General features: G+C 68.0%; 17 protein-coding genes. 14 read left to right on the top strand and 3 right to left on the bottom strand.

Annotated features, from left to right (window positions below):
- Positions 1-68 precede the first annotated feature (68 nt).
- Complete coding sequence (locus ACE3QP_RS21430; protein WP_374439055.1) at positions 69-587, bottom strand: hypothetical protein; 519 nt, start codon at positions 585-587, stop codon at positions 69-71.
- 1,424 nt (positions 588-2,011) lie between these two features.
- Between ACE3QP_RS21430 and ACE3QP_RS21425 the strand changes: the two genes are divergently transcribed.
- The 4 genes from ACE3QP_RS21425 to ACE3QP_RS21410 all read left to right on the top strand — a co-directional run bounded on the left by ACE3QP_RS21425 (position 2,012) and on the right by ACE3QP_RS21410 (position 5,072).
- Complete coding sequence (locus tag ACE3QP_RS21425) at positions 2,012-2,551, top strand: hypothetical protein (protein ID WP_374439053.1); 540 nt, start codon at positions 2,012-2,014, stop codon at positions 2,549-2,551.
- A gap of 354 nt (positions 2,552-2,905) precedes the next feature.
- Entirely contained in the window at positions 2,906-3,259 is a 354-nt protein-coding gene (locus tag ACE3QP_RS21420) for a GntR family transcriptional regulator (RefSeq protein WP_374439051.1), read from the top strand.
- Complete coding sequence (locus ACE3QP_RS21415; protein WP_374439050.1) at positions 3,256-4,134, top strand: ABC transporter ATP-binding protein; 879 nt, start codon at positions 3,256-3,258, stop codon at positions 4,132-4,134. Before ACE3QP_RS21420 ends, ACE3QP_RS21415 begins: the two co-directional genes overlap by 4 nt.
- A gap of 11 nt (positions 4,135-4,145) precedes the next feature.
- Positions 4,146-5,072, top strand: a complete 927-nt coding sequence (locus ACE3QP_RS21410; RefSeq protein ID WP_374439048.1) for a hypothetical protein — start codon at positions 4,146-4,148, stop codon at positions 5,070-5,072.
- Positions 5,073-5,136: 64 nt separating this feature from the next.
- Here the strand turns inward: ACE3QP_RS21410 and ACE3QP_RS21405 are convergent, their stop codons facing one another.
- A complete protein-coding gene (locus ACE3QP_RS21405; RefSeq protein WP_374439046.1) occupies positions 5,137-6,000 on the bottom strand; it encodes a ferritin-like domain-containing protein in 864 nt (287 codons plus the stop codon).
- 41 nt (positions 6,001-6,041) lie between these two features.
- Positions 6,042-7,001, bottom strand: a complete 960-nt coding sequence (locus tag ACE3QP_RS21400; protein ID WP_374439044.1) for a MerR family transcriptional regulator — start codon at positions 6,999-7,001, stop codon at positions 6,042-6,044.
- 78 nt (positions 7,002-7,079) lie between these two features.
- On the opposite strand from ACE3QP_RS21400, the gene ACE3QP_RS21395 reads away from it, so the two are divergent.
- The 10 genes from ACE3QP_RS21395 (at position 7,080) to ACE3QP_RS21350 (ending at position 15,921) form a co-directional block, all read left to right on the top strand.
- The gene (locus ACE3QP_RS21395) at positions 7,080-7,643 is read left to right on the top strand and encodes a glutathione peroxidase (RefSeq protein WP_374439042.1); all 564 of its coding nucleotides are present in this window, start codon (positions 7,080-7,082) and stop codon (positions 7,641-7,643) included.
- 218 nt (positions 7,644-7,861) lie between these two features.
- Positions 7,862-9,106: an NAD(P)/FAD-dependent oxidoreductase gene (locus ACE3QP_RS21390; RefSeq protein ID WP_374439057.1), complete on the top strand. Its 1,245-nt coding sequence runs from the start codon at positions 7,862-7,864 to the stop codon at positions 9,104-9,106.
- On the top strand, positions 9,097-9,864 hold the full coding sequence (locus ACE3QP_RS21385) for a DUF1365 domain-containing protein (protein WP_374439040.1): 768 nt from the start codon (positions 9,097-9,099) through the stop codon (positions 9,862-9,864). Before ACE3QP_RS21390 ends, ACE3QP_RS21385 begins: the two co-directional genes overlap by 10 nt.
- A gap of 134 nt (positions 9,865-9,998) precedes the next feature.
- A complete protein-coding gene (locus ACE3QP_RS21380; protein WP_374439038.1) occupies positions 9,999-11,210 on the top strand; it encodes a class I SAM-dependent methyltransferase in 1,212 nt (403 codons plus the stop codon).
- On the top strand, positions 11,179-11,700 hold the full coding sequence (locus tag ACE3QP_RS21375) for a hypothetical protein (protein WP_374439036.1): 522 nt from the start codon (positions 11,179-11,181) through the stop codon (positions 11,698-11,700). Before ACE3QP_RS21380 ends, ACE3QP_RS21375 begins: the two co-directional genes overlap by 32 nt.
- On the top strand, positions 11,697-12,926 hold the full coding sequence (locus ACE3QP_RS21370; protein ID WP_374439034.1) for an MFS transporter: 1,230 nt from the start codon (positions 11,697-11,699) through the stop codon (positions 12,924-12,926). The genes ACE3QP_RS21375 and ACE3QP_RS21370 overlap by 4 nt, the downstream gene beginning before the upstream one ends.
- Positions 12,923-13,450, top strand: coding sequence for a DUF3833 domain-containing protein (locus ACE3QP_RS21365; RefSeq protein ID WP_374439032.1), 528 nt, complete (start codon positions 12,923-12,925; stop codon positions 13,448-13,450). Before ACE3QP_RS21370 ends, ACE3QP_RS21365 begins: the two co-directional genes overlap by 4 nt.
- Positions 13,447-14,232: an SDR family NAD(P)-dependent oxidoreductase gene (locus tag ACE3QP_RS21360; protein WP_374439031.1), complete on the top strand. Its 786-nt coding sequence runs from the start codon at positions 13,447-13,449 to the stop codon at positions 14,230-14,232. The genes ACE3QP_RS21365 and ACE3QP_RS21360 overlap by 4 nt, the downstream gene beginning before the upstream one ends.
- Positions 14,229-14,660 carry a nuclear transport factor 2 family protein gene (locus tag ACE3QP_RS21355; RefSeq protein WP_374439029.1) on the top strand — a complete coding sequence of 144 codons (432 nt, stop codon included), beginning with the start codon at positions 14,229-14,231 and terminating at the stop codon, positions 14,658-14,660. Before ACE3QP_RS21360 ends, ACE3QP_RS21355 begins: the two co-directional genes overlap by 4 nt.
- Positions 14,661-14,758: 98 nt before the next feature.
- A protein-coding gene (locus tag ACE3QP_RS21350) for an IS3 family transposase (RefSeq protein ID WP_374439027.1) occupies positions 14,759-15,921 on the top strand; the annotation gives its coding sequence in 2 pieces (ribosomal slippage) (positions 14,759-15,023 and positions 15,023-15,921; 1,164 coding nt in all).
- Positions 15,922-15,951: the final 30 nt, after the last annotated feature.

The following is a 15,951-nucleotide window of genomic DNA, read 5'->3' as shown; positions in this document are numbered from 1 at the left end:
CATGGTGATCACTCCTCGAACCCCGCCCTCCTGTGGATATCTCGGGCAGGGTAGGTTGAACACCTGGGTCACATTTGGGTCGGCAGGGCCCTCACGGGTGGGTCAAATTTCAGTCGGCGCCAACAGCCACCGGCAATAGACAGCACTTGGTGGATGGCATCCCGCGAGGGCTGTGCCTTCGCGTACCGATGGATCAGCTGCGCGACCTTGTGCTGCGCGCTGCGCCGGATCGATGTGTTGGAGATGGCAAAGAAGCGAGCGTCCTTGGTGGCTGTCAGCGCCGCCATCGCTCCGAATGTGGGCCGGTACTCGTCGATGCGCTTTTCGAGCTTGACCTCCCAGTACGACACCCGGCCGCCTCGGCATTCGATCCGGTAGTCCGGCGTGTACCGGCGATCCGGCAACTCAAAGGTCTCCGGCTGCGAGACGATGTGGACGACGTTGGGGCAGAGGGCCGCCAGGCGCACGAAGTCCGCCTCGGTGGTCGCCTCAGCTTGGACTGGTGAGGTGAGCGCGCCGCTCAGGTTCAGCAGGTGAACCGTGCGCGGCGTGGTGGGCTTGATCAGCCGGCGAGCGGGGGCGGTCATGGCGTCCCCCGCAATTGCGCGCCGCAGGGCGGTACGGCGCAGCCGTGATTGACCGGCGAAGTCGCAGGTGAAGTTCTCGACAGGCGTGCATCGGCACGCCGTCGGCAGACGGAGTTCCGCATGGGCGGGTCCTTTCAGGATTGAAGGATGAGTTCGCCCAGCAACCCCAAGGCTTGACGCTTCGGGGCTCGCGGCCCATACTGCCAGCAAACAAGTTCCCACTTGCTCTGGTCTTTGGGCCAGACGATTGAACCCGAGGTTGGCCCCTCGGGTTTTGTCGTTTCTGGACGATGGAAGTTGTCAGTTGCTACTGGTGATTGGTCAGCCTCCTGGTTTCAATGCATGAGGGCTCATCGCTGCGCGGCTGCGCCGATTTGGTCCGACGGCGAGTCGCTTGAGGCGGGCGGAGCAGCCTCCGCGCCCGCGTTTCCTGTTGAGTTCTCTTGGGGCAGGGTGGCCGTCAGGTTGGCCAGCCATGCTGCGACCTGCGCTGTCATGGCGAACCTGCCGCGCCTGTTGGGGATCCGGAACAAGGCCACACCAACTTGACCACGGAGTTCAGACTGCAAAAGAGCTGCAGCCGTCGGGAATCCGAGGGCTTGGTGTAGGGCGGTTCCGCCCAAGAGCGGGCCGTAGAGCGCCAGCAGTTGCTTCTCCAAAGCCTGTGCCGCCAGAGATCTCGATCCGCCGGATTCCTGTTGTTCCATGGTCACGTCACAGCCCCGTTGAATGCCGTGGGCCACTGTAGGAAGTCGTGGCCAAATGTCCAAATGGAACGTTCGCAGGCCAAGTTACCGGATGCCAGTGAAACACTGCGCGCGCAAGCCTTTGAATCTGCTCAGCTTTCCCTGAGGAGTTTTTGCGGCAGGTGCGGAGTTCCTGCGGAATTGATCGCCGTCGGAGGCCGGTCCAGAGAGTTATGTAGAGCCTTCGCGAGGGTCTACTGGGCCAACTCAGTCGGCATTGACCTTTGCGTAGAGACCAGAGAAGAGTTGGCGCGCAAGTTCTTGCCTGAGGCCGCAACAGTGGCTGAAACCGATAACGCGCGCAGGAAGTGGAGATATCACCTCTCTGGACAGCGAGAGCCAAGAACAATCACAGCAGCAGTCGCGACTAGGCTCCCGCAGGCCAATGAGCGGCTTCAGCACGTGTTTTGGGACGCCATCGCAGCAGAGGGGGCCAGCGCTGCAGAGATCCTGGTCATGACTGCCCGACTCAGCCCTGAGATCCAACACGCGGCCCGGCGCAGCTTCAGTCGATGCCAAGGGAAGCTGGAGCCCGTCCCACCAGACCATAGGCACATTGGCGTTTTGCAGCGCAGGCCTGGCCTGGACTCGCTCGCCGCCGGAGTCCTTCTGCTGCGGCATGCGCACTTGGAGGGGCAGCCTGAGGCGGCTTTGGAGTGGGGGCGCCAGGTCCTACGAATGCTGGTCGTGATGGGCTTCCACCTGCTTCAGCGCGGCATCGCACGGCCTCTTGTCGAGTTCATCCAGGAGCGAGTGCTGCCCCTTGCTTGCGTGAACGGAGTTGGCCTCGGCTTTCGGGAGGCGAACTACGTCAAGTGCGTCAGCGAGTACGAGTTAGCGCTTCAACGCATTGAAGGCTCGCCGGTAGAACTGATGTCGCCGAGCGATCGTCACGCAGCCGGCCAGCGCATCCTGAACGGCGATCTCGGCTTCGACTATGTGTTCGCGCTGAACCCCGTGCGCATCCAGTTCGACGAGATCGCAAGGGCCTCAGGAAAAGGCGAACCGGCGACACCGTCTCGCGAAGTTCAACGGAGCGCTTGGTTGCAGCAATGGGGAATGAACATGATTTCTCTGGGCGGGCATGAAGGCCCGCCTCCGCATGAAGTTTGGTCTGGAACCAACCTGTGGGCGTTTGACCCTTCAGATCGATATGCAAAGAGATGGGCGCCACGATTCATCGAGCTGGATTTCGACGAGCTGCGCGGATTGGGGTGAACCCGCCCCTGCACTCTCCGCTAAGTCCCACCTGCTGCACTGCAGCGACCTCATCTTGGCAAACCGGCGAGCTGCTTGATCTCGCCCTGTTCCATTTGCTGACGACGCCCGGTGTGGTGAGCGCGGCTGCCGCCTTGAGTGCTCAATCTGACTGGGCGCGAGCGGGTCCGGCGGATGCTGGCCGAGTTCAGAGATGAGTGCAAACAGTTCGGAGATGAGTGAAAACCGACAGCCGATCCGCCATTTCTGCAGTTCGTCGCTCCGCCGCTCCGGCGTGTCGCACCCGCCTGGGCCAGTTCGGGGGCCCCCGGCATAGTGTGTTACCTCACCAACACACCCAAGCGGGAGCGTCCTATGCTCAACAACTGGAACGACTCGGCGCCGATCTACCGGCAGCTGGCCCAGCAGCTGGCCGGCCATCTGCTCGACGGCGAGCCGGCCGAAGGGCAGCCGATGCCTTCGGTGCGCCAGCTGGCCCAGCAGTACCTGATCAACCCGCTGACGGTCAGCCGCGCGCTGCAGTCGCTGGTGGATGAGGGCTTTCTGGAGCCGCGCCGGGGTCTGGGCATGTATGTGACCGAAGGCGCGCGCCGCCGCCTGATGCAGAGCGAGCGCGACAGCTTTCTGCGCGATGAGTGGCCGGTGCTGCGGGAGCGGCTGCGCCGCATGGGCCTGACGGCCAAGGATCTGAACTGGGAGCACGCATGATGAGCAATCTGATCGAAGCCAAGGGCGTGACCCTGCGCTACGGGCGCAACAAGACGGCGGTGGACGATGTTTCGTTCACCCTGCCCAAGGGCCGGGTGGTGGGCCTGCTGGGGCACAACGGCGCCGGCAAGACCACGCTGATGAAGGCCCTGGTGGGCCTGAAGGCGACCGAAGGGGAGTTGACGGTGCTGGGCCGCAGCCCGGTGGCCGAGCGCAGCCAGCTGCTGACGGAGCTGAGCTACATCCCCGACGTGGCGGTGCTGCCGCGCTGGGCACGCGCGCATGAGCTGATCACGCTGATGAGCGGCCTGCAGCCGAAGTTCAGCGCCGAGCGGGCGCGCCGGCTGCTGCGCCGCACCTCGGTGGGGCTGAACGACAAGGTGAAGAGCCTCTCCAAGGGCATGGTGGTGCAGCTGCATCTGGCGCTGATCGCCGCCATCGACGCCAAGCTGATGATCCTGGACGAGCCCACGCTGGGCCTGGACGTGATCAGCCGCAAGGGCTTCTACGAGATGCTGATCGACGAGTGGTGCGACGGCGAGCGCAGCGTGCTGATCAGCACCCACCAGGTGGAGGAGATCGAGGCCCTGCTGACCGACGTGCTGATGATGGACGAGGGCAAGCTGGTGCTGAACCTGAGCCTGGAGGCGATGGAGAGCCGCTTCGTGGCGCTGAGCCACGACCCGGAGGCCGCCGAGGAGGTGGCGCGCGCCCATCCGCTGCTGCGCTACCGCTCGATGGGCGGCAAGCCCGCCGCGCTGTTTGACGGCGCCCCGCCCCCGCACCTGGAAAGCATGGGCCAGCGCTTCCGGCCCAGCCTGGTGGATCTGTTTGTGGCGCTGACGCGCAAGCCCGAACTGGCGCCGCGCGCCTGAAGGAGAAGACGATGTCTGTCGCAACGATGCGTTTCAAGACCCTGCTGCAACGCGAGTGGATGCAGCACCGCTGGGGCTGGCTGCTGGTGATGTTTGCGCCACTGGTGATCACCCTGGTCACGCTGCCCTTCGGCGGTGTGCAGCTGGGCCCGAACGAGGGCGTCAATGCCGAGATCAGCGCGGTGATGCTGGGCAAGGCCAGCAAGCTGATGGCGCTGGTCTGGGGCATCAGCACGATGGCGGTGCTGTCGCTCTCGCTGCTGGCGATGAGCTTCCAGGTCTCCGGGCTGGCGCGCCGTGATGTGCAGGACCGCTCGCTGGAGTTCTGGATGTCGCTGCCGGGTTCGCACAGCGAGCACCTGGGCGCGACGCTGCTGGCGCACTGCCTGCTGGTGCCGCTGGCCGCGTTGTTCGCTGGCGCGGTGTCGGGGCTGGTGATCGCCGCGGGCGTCACGGTCAAGGTGCTGGGCTTTGCCGGCCTGGCCGAGGTGCAGTGGGGCTCGGTGGTGCAGCTGCTGCTGCCCGGCCTGGTGCGCCTGGTGGCGGGCCTGCCGCTGTTCCTGCTGTGGCTGCTGCCCGCGCTGCTGGTGCTGATGGTGGCTTCGGCCTGGCTGAAGCGCTGGGGCGTGGCGGCCGTGGCCCTGGCTGGCGTGCTGCTGGCCAATCTGCCGGCCACGCGCGGCCCGGTGCGTGACTGGTTGGACGGTCATGCCCAGGGTGCCTCCCAGGCCTTCTTCTTCGGCAATCCGTCCCAGGTACGGGAGGCAGCGGGCTCGGTTCGCGTCGATCAGATGGACCTGCCGCAGATCTGGCATCTGGTGGGCACGGACTTGGTGACGCAGCTCGGCAACCTGGCCAGCGTGCAGTTCCTGTCGGGGGCGGTCATCGCCGCGGCCTGCTTCGCGCTGCTGATCTACAAGCGCAAGCACATGACCTGAGCCTGCGCGGCGCCATGAAAAAACGCCCGGCTTGCCGGGCGTTCTTCTTTGGCAGCAGCGAAGCTCAGGCGCTGGCCAGCGGGGCCGCGGGGGGCGTGCCCATCTTGGCCATCATTTCCTTGCGGAAGCGGTTGAGCTCCTGCACAGAGGCAAAGCTGCGCTCCATCAGCAGGCTCATGTTGTGCAGGATGCGCTCGACGACCTTGTTCTCCCACACGGCGTCGAACTGGATTTGCTTGTCCAGCCAGGCTTCCAGCCAGGCCGGGTCGGGCAGGCGGCTCTGGATGGTGTCGCGCGGGAACAGCTTGGCGTTGACGTGCAGATTGGTGGGGTGCAGCGCCTGCGCGGTGCGGCGCGCGCTGGCCATCAGCACGCCCACCTTGGCGAAGGCGGCGCGAGCCTCGTCGCCGAAGCGGCCCATGGCCTGCTTCATGTAGCGCAGGTAGGCGCCACCGTGGCGGGCTTCGTCGCGCGCCAGGGTTTCGTAGATGGCCTTGATGACCGGCTCGGTGTGCCACTCGGCCGCACGGCGGTACCAGTGGTTGAGGCGGATCTCGCCGCAGAAATGCAGCATCAGGGTTTCGAGCGCCGGGGCGGGGTCGAACTCGAAGCGCACCTCGTGCAGTTCAGCTTCGGTGGGCACCAGGTCAGGGCGGAAGCGGCGCAGGTACTCCATCAGCACCAGGGAATGCTTCTGCTCTTCAAAGAACCACACCGACATGAAGGCGGAGAAGTCGCTGTCATCGCGGTTGTCGCGCAGGAACATCTCGGTGGCCGGCAGTGCCGCCCACTCGGTGATGGCGTTCATCTTGATGGTCTGCGCCTGCTCGTCGCTGAGCTTGGCGGGGTCGAACGCGTCCCAGGGGATGTCGCGTTCCATGTTCCAGCGCACGGCTTCGAGCTGCTTGAAGAGTTCGGGGTAAAGCATGGGGAGCCTCAAATTAGAGGGCGCATTCTAGGGATCGACCCTTACACCTTTGTGGCAGGGCCTTCGTGGTTGCGCCAGGCTTGCACGGCGCGGCCGAGCTCGGGCAGCTCGGCCAGCACGCGCAGCCGGCCCAGGCGCTGGGCAAAGGGGCGGCGCAGGCCGGCGGCGCGCCCGCCGGCCCAGAGCTCGCAGGGTTCGGCCAGGCTGGCGTGCAGGGTCTGCAAGCCTTCTTCCACCAGGGACGGGCTGGCGTAGCTGGAAAAGCTCAGCGCCAGCACGTCGGCTTCGTGGCGGGCGCAGGCCTGCGCCAGCTCGGGCAGCGGCGTCTGCAGGCCCAGTGAGCGGCATTCGCAGCCGGCGGCGGCGAGCAGGCAGTGCACCATCAAGAGGCCCAGGCCATGTTCCTCGCCCGGCAGGGTGGAGAGCAGCACGCGCGGGCGTGCGCCCAGGGCCGGGCCCAGCTGGGCCAGCGCGCGGCGCAGCTGCTGCTGCACCACCTCGGAGAACAGGTGCTCTTCGTGGATCTGCACGCGGCCGTCGGCCCAGAGCCGGCCGACGCGCTCGATCAGCGGGGCCAGCAGCTCAATGATGAAACGCTCCAGCCCCAGGCGCAGCAGCTCGGCCTGCAGCGCGTCCAGCAGCTCGTGCGGTTGGTGGTTGAACAGCGGGGCCAGCAGGCGGTCGAGTTCGGCCCCTTCGGGCACGGCGGCGGTGAGCGGGGTCGTGGCCGGGCGTTCCTGCAGGGCCTGCAGGCGGGCCTGCAGCTCGGGCGCGTCCAGGCTGACGACCTGGTGCGGGCGGTGGCCGGCGTCGATCAGGCGCTTGATCTGCCGCAGGCGTTGCACCTGCTCCAGCGGGTAGAGGCGCTCGCCCTGGACGTCGCGCAGTGGGGTGGGGAAGCCGTAGCGACGCTCCCAGACGCGCAGCAGGTCCTTGGACAGGCCGGTGTCGCGTTCGACGGCGGCGATGCCCAGCTGCGGAGAGACCTCGACGGGATCCATGTTTGTCTTGGACAAAGTTGCAATGTGTTGGACATTGTGCTGCAATTGCCCCGCCGACACCAGATTTGACCAAGACAAATGCGCAACATCCGCTTCGCCCTCCTGCTTGCCCCCCTGCTGGCCCTGGCCAGCCCCGCGGCCTGGGCCGACTGCCCTGCGCTGCTGAACCAGAGCCAGCCGCGCCTGCAGGACGAAGCGCCGCAGGACCTGTGCCAGTACGCCGGCAAGGTGCTGCTGGTGGTGAACACGGCCAGCTACTGCGGCTTCACCAAGCAGTACGAGGGCCTGGAGGCGCTGCAGCGCCGCTACCAGAGCAAGGGTCTGGTGGTGCTGGGCTTCCCCTCGAACGACTTCGGCAGCCAGGAGCCCGGCACGAACAAGGAGATCGCCGAGTTCTGTGCGAACACCTTCAACGTGAAGTTCCCGATGTTTGCCAAGTCGGTCGTCAAGCCTGATCAGCCCAACGCCAACCCGCTCTTCGTGGCGCTGGCCAAGGCCACCGACAGCAACCCGAAGTGGAACTTCCACAAATACCTGGTGGGGCGTGACGGCAAGCCGGCCGCGGCCTTCACCTCGCTGACCAGCCCCGACAGCCCCAAGCTGGCGGCTGAGATCGAGCGCCTGCTCAAGGCCCAGCCATGAATCCGGTTTTGCCTGCCGACGCCATGACGCGGTCGTCGCCTACCTCCTCCTCCCTGGGACTCCCCCATTGGGCGGCGGCTCGTCGGCAGGCACTTTCTCCTGCGCCCGCGCCGGGTCCCACCGACCACGCCAGCGAACTGCTGCCCTGGTTGCGCGGCCGCGCGCCCGGTGCACCGGGCCAGCCGGGTGGGTCCGAACCCGGCCGGCCGCGCCAGCGCGTGGCCGTGGTGGGGGGCGGCGTCAGCGGCCTAGGCGCGGCCTGGGCGCTGCGCAATCGGTTCGAGCTGACCCTGTTCGAAACCGAAAACCGCCTGGGCGGCCACGCCCACACGGTGGACTGGGAACAGGCCGGCCAGCGCCATGGCGTGGACACCGGCTTCCTGGTCTACAACGAATGCACCTACCCGCTGCTGCAGGAGCTGTTCCGCCAACTCGCCGTGCCGGTGGCGCACAGCGAGATGAGCTTCTCCGTCCAGGCGCAGGGCCTGGAGTGGTGCGGCTCCGACCTCAACAGCGTGTTCGCCCAGCGCCGCAACCTGCTGCGCCCGCGCTTCTGGGGCATGCTGACCGAGCTGCCGCGCTTCAACCGCGAATGCACGGCCCTGGCCGCGCGCGGGGACGACCGCGAGCTTGCCGAACCCATCGGCGCCTTTCTGGACCGCCGCGGCTTCGGCCAGGTCTTCCGCGAGCTCTACCTGCTGCCGATGGTGGCCTGCATCTGGTCCTGCCCGGTGCAGCAGATGCTGGCCTTCCCCATCGGCACGCTGATCCGCTTCTGCCACAACCACGGCCTGCTGCAGGTGGCGAACCGCCCGCAGTGGTTCACCGTGCGCGGCGGCTCGCGCGAGTACGTGCAGCGCATCCAGAAGGCCTTGCCCGATGTGCGCGCCGCCGAGCCCGTGCTGGCGCTGCGCCGCTCCCCCGAAGGCGTGTGGCTGCGCGGCCCCTCGGGCGAGCAGCGCTTCGACGCCGTCATCCTGGCCTGCCACAGCGACCAGGCCCTGGCCCTGCTGGGCGAGCAGGCGCGGCCCGCCGAGCGCTCGGTGCTGGGCGCCATCCGCTACCAGGACAACCGCGCCGTGCTGCATGGCGACGCCGGCCTGCTGCCACAGCGCCGCCGCGCCTGGGCGGCGTGGAACTTTGAATCGGGCCCCGGCGAGCGCCCGGTGTGCCTGCACTACCTGATCAACAAGCTGCAGCCCCTGCCCTGGGCCGAGCCGGTGGTGGTGAGCCTGAACCCGCTGCGCGAGCCCCAGGGCCCAAGCCGCGAGTTCCACTACGCCCACCCGGTGTTCGATGAAGGTGCCGTGCGTGCGCAAGCCCGCCTGCCCGAGCTGCAGGGCCAGGGGAATGTGTGGTTTGCCGGCGCCTGGGCGCGCTACGGCTTCCATGAGGACGGGCTGTGGTCCGGCCTGCAGGCCGCCAAGGCGCTGGAACAGGCGATGGAGCGGGTGTGGAGCTGAAGCGCCCCCTGCTCGGCCGCGGCCCGGTGCGTCACCGCCGGCTGTGGCCGCGCGCCCATGCCTTCGAGGTGCCGAGCTTCTTCCTGCTGCTGCCCATGCGCTCGCTGCGTCTGCAGCCGGATGAAGCGCTGGCGCGCAACCGCGCCGCCTGGGTCAGCTTTCATGACGCCGACCACGGCGAGGGTGGCCCCGACGCCCTGGCCTGGTGCGAGGCCCTGCTGGCGCGCGAGGGCGTGGACGGCGTGGACGGCGAGATCTGGCTGCAATGCTTCCCGCGCGTGGCCGGCCATGCCTTCAAGCCGGTGAGCTTCTGGTTCTGCGAGCGCCGCGACGGCAGCTTGCGCGCCGTGCTGGCCGAGGTGCACAACACCTTTGGCGAGCGCCATGTCTACCTGCTGGAGGGCGAAGGCCTGGCGCGCGGCGCCGAGGTGCAGGCGCGCAAGGTCTTCCATGTCTCGCCCTTCGCTGACGTGCAGGGCCGCTACCGCTTTCGCTTCCACCGCCGCGCGGGCAGCGATGCTCGTTGCATCGCCCGCATCGATCTCGACGACGACAACGGCCGTGCGCTGCTGCAAACCAGCATCGCCGGCCAGCTGGAACCGCTGACCGCCCCGGCCTTGCGCCGCGCCGCCACCGCCCAGCCCTTGCACAGCCTGCTGCTGGTGGCTCGCATCCACTGGCACGCACTGCGCCTGTGGCTCAAGGGCGTGCCTTGGTTCAGCAAACCCCAACCCCCGCTTCACCCAGTGAGCCGCTGAATGAAGACCCCCCCGAAGCGGCTGCGCCGCCTCCCCCCAAGGGGGCGACACCAGCGGCCCGGCCAAGCCGGTTCCGCGGTGTCACTTGATCAAGCTGGCCTGACTCAGCCTCGCCTCTAAATCCCGGAGTGCCCATGGACCACACCCTTGCCCGCACCCTTCAAGCGCCGGCCGACGCCCCGGCCGCGGTGCGCACCGTCTTCAAGCTGCTGCAGCACCTGCAGCACGGCAGCCTGGACCTGCAACTGCCCGACGGCAGCACCCTGCACGCCGGCCAGCCCCTGCACCCGCGCGCCGCCATGGGCATCCACGACTGGGCGCTTGCCCAGGCCACGCTGCAGCGCGGCGACATCGGCTTTGCCGAGAGCTACATCGAAGGCCACTGGAGCAGCCCCGACCTGGCCGCCCTGCTCACGCTCTTCCTGCGCAACCGCAACAGCCTGGAATCCGCCATCTATGGCCGCTGGTGGGGCGCGCTGGCCTACCGCATCAAGCACTGGCTGAACCGCAACAACAAGGCTGGCAGCCGCCGCAACATCGTGGCGCATTACGACCTGGGCAATGCGTTCTACAAGCTCTGGCTGGACCCGAGCATGAACTACAGCAGCGCCTGGTTCGAAGGCGGGCGTGCGCAAAGCCTGCAGGACGCCCAGCACGCCAAGATGGATCGCGCGCTGCAGGAGCTGACGCTCAAGCCCGGCCAGCGCCTGCTGGAGATCGGCTGCGGCTGGGGCGCCATCGCCGAGCGCGCCACGCGCAACTACGGCTTGCAGGTCACTGGCATCACGCTCTCGGACGAGCAGCTGGCCTACGCACGCGAGCGCTTGGGCCAAGCTGGGTTGAAGGCCGATCTGCGCCTGCAGGACTACCGCGACCTCAGCGATGGACCGTACGACGGCATCGTCTCCATCGAAATGATCGAGGCCGTGGGCGAGGCCTACTGGCCCACCTACTTCCAGACCCTGGCGCGCATGCTCAAAACCGGCGGCCGCGCCTGCGTGCAAAGCATCGTCATCCGCGACGAGCTGTTCGAGCGCTACCGCCGCAACACCGATTTCATCCAGCAGTACATCTTCCCCGGCGGCATGCTGCCCTGCCCGCGAGTGTTCCGCGAACAGGCCGAGGCGGCCGGCTTGCGCATCGAGAAGAGCTTTGCGTTCGGCCCGGACTACGCCGAGACCCTGAAGCGCTGGCGCGCCGACTTCATGGCCCGCGCCGCCGAGGTGCAGGCGCAGGGCTTCGACACCCGCTTCCAGCGCCTGTGGGAGTTCTACCTGGCCTACTGCGAAGCGGCCTTTGCCACGGGCAACACCGATGTCGTGCAGTACACCCTGGTCAAGGCGTAAGGCGCTGCTGCTGGGGCTGGGTGCCCTTGTCGCTGCCCCGGCGCAGGCGCACGAAGACTGGCCGCTGCGCAGCGAGGCGCGCTTTCGCTTCCTGGGTCTGCACGTCTATGACGCCAAGCTGCTCGCCCCGCAGCCCCTGCACCCCGAGCGCTGGCACGAGCAGGCCTTTGCGCTGGAGCTGGTCTACGCGCGGGACCTGAAGGGTGTGCGCATCGCCGAGCGCTCGCTCGACGAAATGCGCCGCCAGGGCGAGTTCGCGCCCGAGCAGGCCGAGCGCTGGCTGGCCGCGCTGAAGGCCGCCTTCCCCGATGTGCGCGAGGGCGACCGCCTGCGCGGCGTGCACGAACCACAGCAGGGCGCGCGCTTCTGGCACAACGGCCAGCCCCGCCCCGGCCAGCTGGACCGCGAGGCCGCTGCGCGCTTCTTCGGCATCTGGCTGCACCCCGCCACCTCGGAGCCGGGCCTGCGCAGGCGCCTGCTGGGCCTGTGAACACCGCCGCCTGGCACTACGGCCTGCTGGGCCTGCCGTTGGCCTTCGTGGCCCTGCCGCTGTACGTGAGCCTGCCCGCGCATTACGCCCGCGAGTACGGCCTGCCCCTGGCCCAGCTGGGCGCGCTGCTGCTGGCGGCGCGCTGCATCGATGCCGTGGCCGACCCCTGGATCGGCCGCCAGGCCGACCGCTGGCTGCGCCCCGGGCGCTGGGGGGCGGTGATGGGCGGCGCCGCCGTGCTGATGGCGCTGTGCTTTGCCGGCCTGTTCTTCCCGGTTCCGCAGGGCGGCAGCGCCCTGCTGGCCTGGGCCGGTGCGCTGCTGGTGCTGGGCTATCTGGCCTACAGCGTGCTGGCGGTGACGCACCAGGCCTGGGGCGCGCGCTTAGGGGGCGCGGCCGTGCAGCAAACCCGCCTGGTGGCCTGGCGCGAAGGCCTGGGGCTCGTCGGCGTGCTGGCCGCCAGTGTGTTGATGAGCCAGGCCGGTTGGGGCTGGACCACGGCCCTGCTGGGCCTGGGCCTGCTGCTGGGCCTGGCGGCGCTGCGGCGCGTGGCCCTGCCCGGGCCCGAGCAGGCCTCGCCGCCCAAAGACTTCGGGCTGGCCTGGCGCTACCCGGCGTTTCGCCGACTGCTGGCCGTGTACGCGCTCAACGGTATTGCCGCCGCCATTCCCGCCACGCTGCTGCTGTTCTTCGTGCGCGACCGCCTGCAAGCACCCGAGTGGGAGGCCGCCTACCTGCTCGTCTATTTCGCTGCGGCCGCGCTGGCGCTGCCGCTGTGGCTGCGTGCGGTGGCACGGCTTGGCCAGGCGCGCAGCTGGGCGCTGGGCATGGCACTCGCCATCGCCGGCTTCATCGGCGTGCTGGGCCTGGAGGCGGGGGACCGCGGGCTGTTCCTGCTCGTCTGCGCCGTGACGGGTGCGGCGGCGGGTGCGGACCTGGCCATCCCCGGCGCCATGCTGACCCGCGTGGTGCAGCGCAGCGGCCTGGCCGGCCATGCCGAAGGCAGCTTCTTCGGCTGGTGGACGGCCACCACCAAGCTCAACCTGGCCCTGGCCGCCGGCCTGGCCCTGCCCCTGCTGCAAGGCCTGGGCTACCGCGAGGGCGCGCGCGACGCCGCGTCGCTGCAGGCCCTCACCCTGTGCTATGCCCTGCTGCCCTGCCTGCTCAAGGCCCTGGCGCTGGGCCTGCTGTGGCGCTGCTTTGGGCGCGACAAGGACTCCTTATGAAACGACGCCTTCTGCTGGCCGCCTTGCCGGCCCCCCTGCTGCTGAGCGCCTGCGCCGGCCGGGACGTGCAGGACTACGCCCAGGAACGCCCCCAGCTGGACCTGCGCCAGTACTTCAACGGCCCGCTCGTCGGCCACGGCGTGTTCACCGACCGCAACGGCCACGTCAAGGCCCGCTTCGTGGTGCGCATGGTGGGCCGCTGGCAGGGCGAGCAGGGCGTGCTGGAAGAGGACTTCGAGTACAGCGACGGCCGCAAGGAACGCCGCGTCTGGCGCCTGACGCACCACGGCAATGGCCGCTACAGCGGCCGCGCCGACGACGTGGTGGGCGAGGCCCAGGGTCAGGCCGCCGGCAACGCGCTGCGCTGGGGCTACACCCTGAAGCTGCCGGTGGACGGCAAGGTCTACGAGGTGCAGTTCGACGACTGGATGTGGCTCATCGACGACCGGGTGATGATTAACAAGGCGCGCATGCGCAAATTCGGCATCGACCTCGGCGAGGTGACCTTGAGCTTTTCCCGATGAGCCTCAACCCCAAGTTCAAGCGCTGGCAAGGCCAGGTGGTCTGGCTGATCGGTGCCAGCACTGGCATCGGCGCCGCGCTGGCCGAAGCGCTGCACGCCGCCGGCGCCACCGTGGCCGTGAGCGCGCGCGGGGCCGACAAGCTGCAGGCCTTTGCCGACGCCCACCCCGGCAGCCTGGCCCTGCCGGCCGATGTGCTCGACCCCGCGGCGCTGAAGAGCGCGCTGCGCACCCTGGTGGCCAAGACCGGCCGCGTGGACCTGGCGGTCTACTGCGCCGGCACCTACACCCCGCTGCGCGCCGACCACTTCGACCTGGCCAGCGCCACCGCGCAGTGGCAGACGAACTACCAGGGCGCGCTGAACCTGCTGGACGCACTGCTGCCGCAGCTGCTGGCGCAAAGCCAGGCCGGCCAGGGCGGGCACCTGAGCCTGGTCAGCAGCGTGGCCGGCTACCGCGGCCTGCCCAAGGCCCTGGGCTACGGCCCGGCCAAGGCGGCGCTCATCCACCTGGCCGAAACCCTCTACCTGGATCTGGCGCCCAAGGGCTTGGGCGTGTCGGTCGTCAACCCCGGCTTCGTGGCCACGCCGATGACGGCGCAGAACGACTTCAAGATGCCCGCGCTGCAGACCCCCGAACAGGCGGCGGCCGCCATCCTGGAGGGCTGGCAGGACGGCGACTTCGAGATCCATTTCCCCAAGCGCTTCACCCGCTTCGTCAAGTTCCTGCGCCACCTGCCGGCGCGGCCCTATTTCTGGTTGGTGCGCAAGGGCACAAAGCTATGAGCAGCACCGACCCCCGCCTGGCTGCCGTGCGCCGGTTTTTCGAAACCCTGCAGCCGCAGGACGTGGCGCGCCTGGGCGAGCTGTACGGCGAACACGCTTACTTCCGCGACCCTTTCAACGAAGTGCGTGGCCTGGCGGCGGTGCAACGCATCTTTGCCCACATGTTCGAGACCCTGGAGCAGCCCCGCTTCGTGGTGCGCGACGCCTTCGCCCAGGGCGAGCAGGCGTTCCTGACCTGGGACTTCATCTTCCGCCGCCCCGGCCAGCCGGACGAGTGGCGCATCCACGGCAGCAGCCACCTGCGCTTTGCGCCGGACGGGCGGGTGATCTACCACCGGGACTACTGGGACGCGGCCGAGGAGCTTTGGGAGCGCGTGCCGGTGCTGGGCTGGGTGTTGAGGCGGCTGAAAGGGCGTTTGCGGGCTTGAGGTTCTGATCGGTGCAGCCCGTGGGGTCTTTGACCTGCCCCCTCGCTGCCGTACCAGCCTGAACGAGAGAAGTCCGTCCCATCTGGAGAATGACGGACATGAGAACGAGCAAGTACAGCGAGCAACAGATCATTGGATTCTTGAACCGCGCCACGGCCGGCGAGCCCGTGGCCGAGCTGTGCCGCAAGGAAGGCTTCAGCCAGGCGACGTTCTACAAGTGGCGCGCCAAGTACGGCGGCATGCAGGTCAGCGAGGCCGTGCGGCTACGTGAACTCGAGGGCGAGAACGCCAAGCTCAAGAAGCTGCTGGCCGAGGCCATGCTGGACATCAGTGCGCTCAAGGGCGTCTTTGGCGTAAAGCGCTAGCCCCGCAGGTGCGCAGGGATGCGGCGCGGCGCATGGTGCAAGAACACCATCTGAGCGAACGCCGCGCCTGTCGCCTTGTGGGGCTAAGCCGTGATGCCTATCGCAACCCGCCCAAAGCGAGCGCGGAGAACCAGATGCTGAGCGAGCAGATCAAGGCCATCGCGTTGGAGCGTAGGCGCTTTGGCTACCGGCGCGTGCATGACGTGCTGCGCTCCGACTTTCCTGGCGTCAACCACAAGCGCGTTTACCGCCTCTACAAGGCAGCCGACCTGGCGGTGCGCAAGCGCAAGAAGGCCAAGCGCCCGTTGGGCCAGCACACGCCGTTGATCGCTGTCAACAAGATCAACGCCGTCTGGAGCATGGACTTCGTCTCCGACAGCCTGTGCAACGCACGGCGCATCAAGTGCCTGGCCGTTGCGGACGACTTCAGCCACGAGTGCGTGCAGATGGCCGTGGACTTTGGCATTGGCGGCCAGTACGTGACCAGGCTCTTGGACGAGGCGGCCCAGTTCCGCGGCTATCCCAAGGCGGTCCGCACCGACAACGGACCGGAGTTCACCAGTCGCGCCTTTTTGGGTTGGTGCGAGAGCCACAAGATCCAGCACATCCTGATCCAGCCAGGTCGGCCCATGCAGATCGGGTACATCGAGAGCTTCAACGGCAAGTTCCGGGACGAGTGCCTGAACGAGCACTGGTTCGAGACCCTGCCCCAGGCCCGCGAGGCGATCCGGGCCTGGGTGCAGGATTACAACGAAGTGCGGCCCCACTCGAGCATTGGCCGCATGCCACCAAGGCGCTTCGCGCGCCTGCATCGCCAGCAAGCTGGCAAAGCAGGCTCAGCTCAAAACCCAACTCCCAACGAAGTTACCCTGCAACCCCGGACTCTCTCCGAATGACTGGTATGGCGGATGGGGGCAGGTCACTTC

It is taken from the genome of Inhella sp. (genome assembly GCF_041912635.1).
Taxonomy (GTDB): domain Bacteria; phylum Pseudomonadota; class Gammaproteobacteria; order Burkholderiales; family Burkholderiaceae_C; genus Inhella.
Note: the sequence above shows the minus strand (reverse complement) of the source record. Positions and strands in the feature narration are given on the sequence as shown.

Excerpts from the sequence above, each read along its gene's own strand:
- ACE3QP_RS21410 (WP_374439048.1), top strand. The coding sequence starts at position 4,146 with ATGTCTGTCGCAACGATGCGTTTCAAGACCCTGCTGCAACGCGAGTGG.
- ACE3QP_RS21430 (WP_374439055.1), bottom strand. The coding sequence starts at position 587 with ATGACCGCCCCCGCTCGCCGGCTGATCAAGCCCACCACGCCGCGCACG.
- ACE3QP_RS21355 (WP_374439029.1), top strand. The coding sequence starts at position 14,229 with ATGAGCAGCACCGACCCCCGCCTGGCTGCCGTGCGCCGGTTTTTCGAA.
- ACE3QP_RS21400 (WP_374439044.1), bottom strand. The coding sequence starts at position 7,001 with ATGGATCCCGTCGAGGTCTCTCCGCAGCTGGGCATCGCCGCCGTCGAA.
- ACE3QP_RS21380 (WP_374439038.1), top strand. The coding sequence starts at position 9,999 with ATGGACCACACCCTTGCCCGCACCCTTCAAGCGCCGGCCGACGCCCCG.
- ACE3QP_RS21395 (WP_374439042.1), top strand. The coding sequence starts at position 7,080 with ATGCGCAACATCCGCTTCGCCCTCCTGCTTGCCCCCCTGCTGGCCCTG.
- ACE3QP_RS21360 (WP_374439031.1), top strand. The coding sequence starts at position 13,447 with ATGAGCCTCAACCCCAAGTTCAAGCGCTGGCAAGGCCAGGTGGTCTGG.
- ACE3QP_RS21415 (WP_374439050.1), top strand. The coding sequence starts at position 3,256 with ATGATGAGCAATCTGATCGAAGCCAAGGGCGTGACCCTGCGCTACGGG.
- ACE3QP_RS21365 (WP_374439032.1), top strand. The coding sequence starts at position 12,923 with ATGAAACGACGCCTTCTGCTGGCCGCCTTGCCGGCCCCCCTGCTGCTG.
- ACE3QP_RS21375 (WP_374439036.1), top strand. The coding sequence starts at position 11,179 with ATGTCGTGCAGTACACCCTGGTCAAGGCGTAAGGCGCTGCTGCTGGGG.
- ACE3QP_RS21405 (WP_374439046.1), bottom strand. The coding sequence starts at position 6,000 with ATGCTTTACCCCGAACTCTTCAAGCAGCTCGAAGCCGTGCGCTGGAAC.
- ACE3QP_RS21425 (WP_374439053.1), top strand. The coding sequence starts at position 2,012 with ATGCTGGTCGTGATGGGCTTCCACCTGCTTCAGCGCGGCATCGCACGG.
- ACE3QP_RS21420 (WP_374439051.1), top strand. The coding sequence starts at position 2,906 with ATGCTCAACAACTGGAACGACTCGGCGCCGATCTACCGGCAGCTGGCC.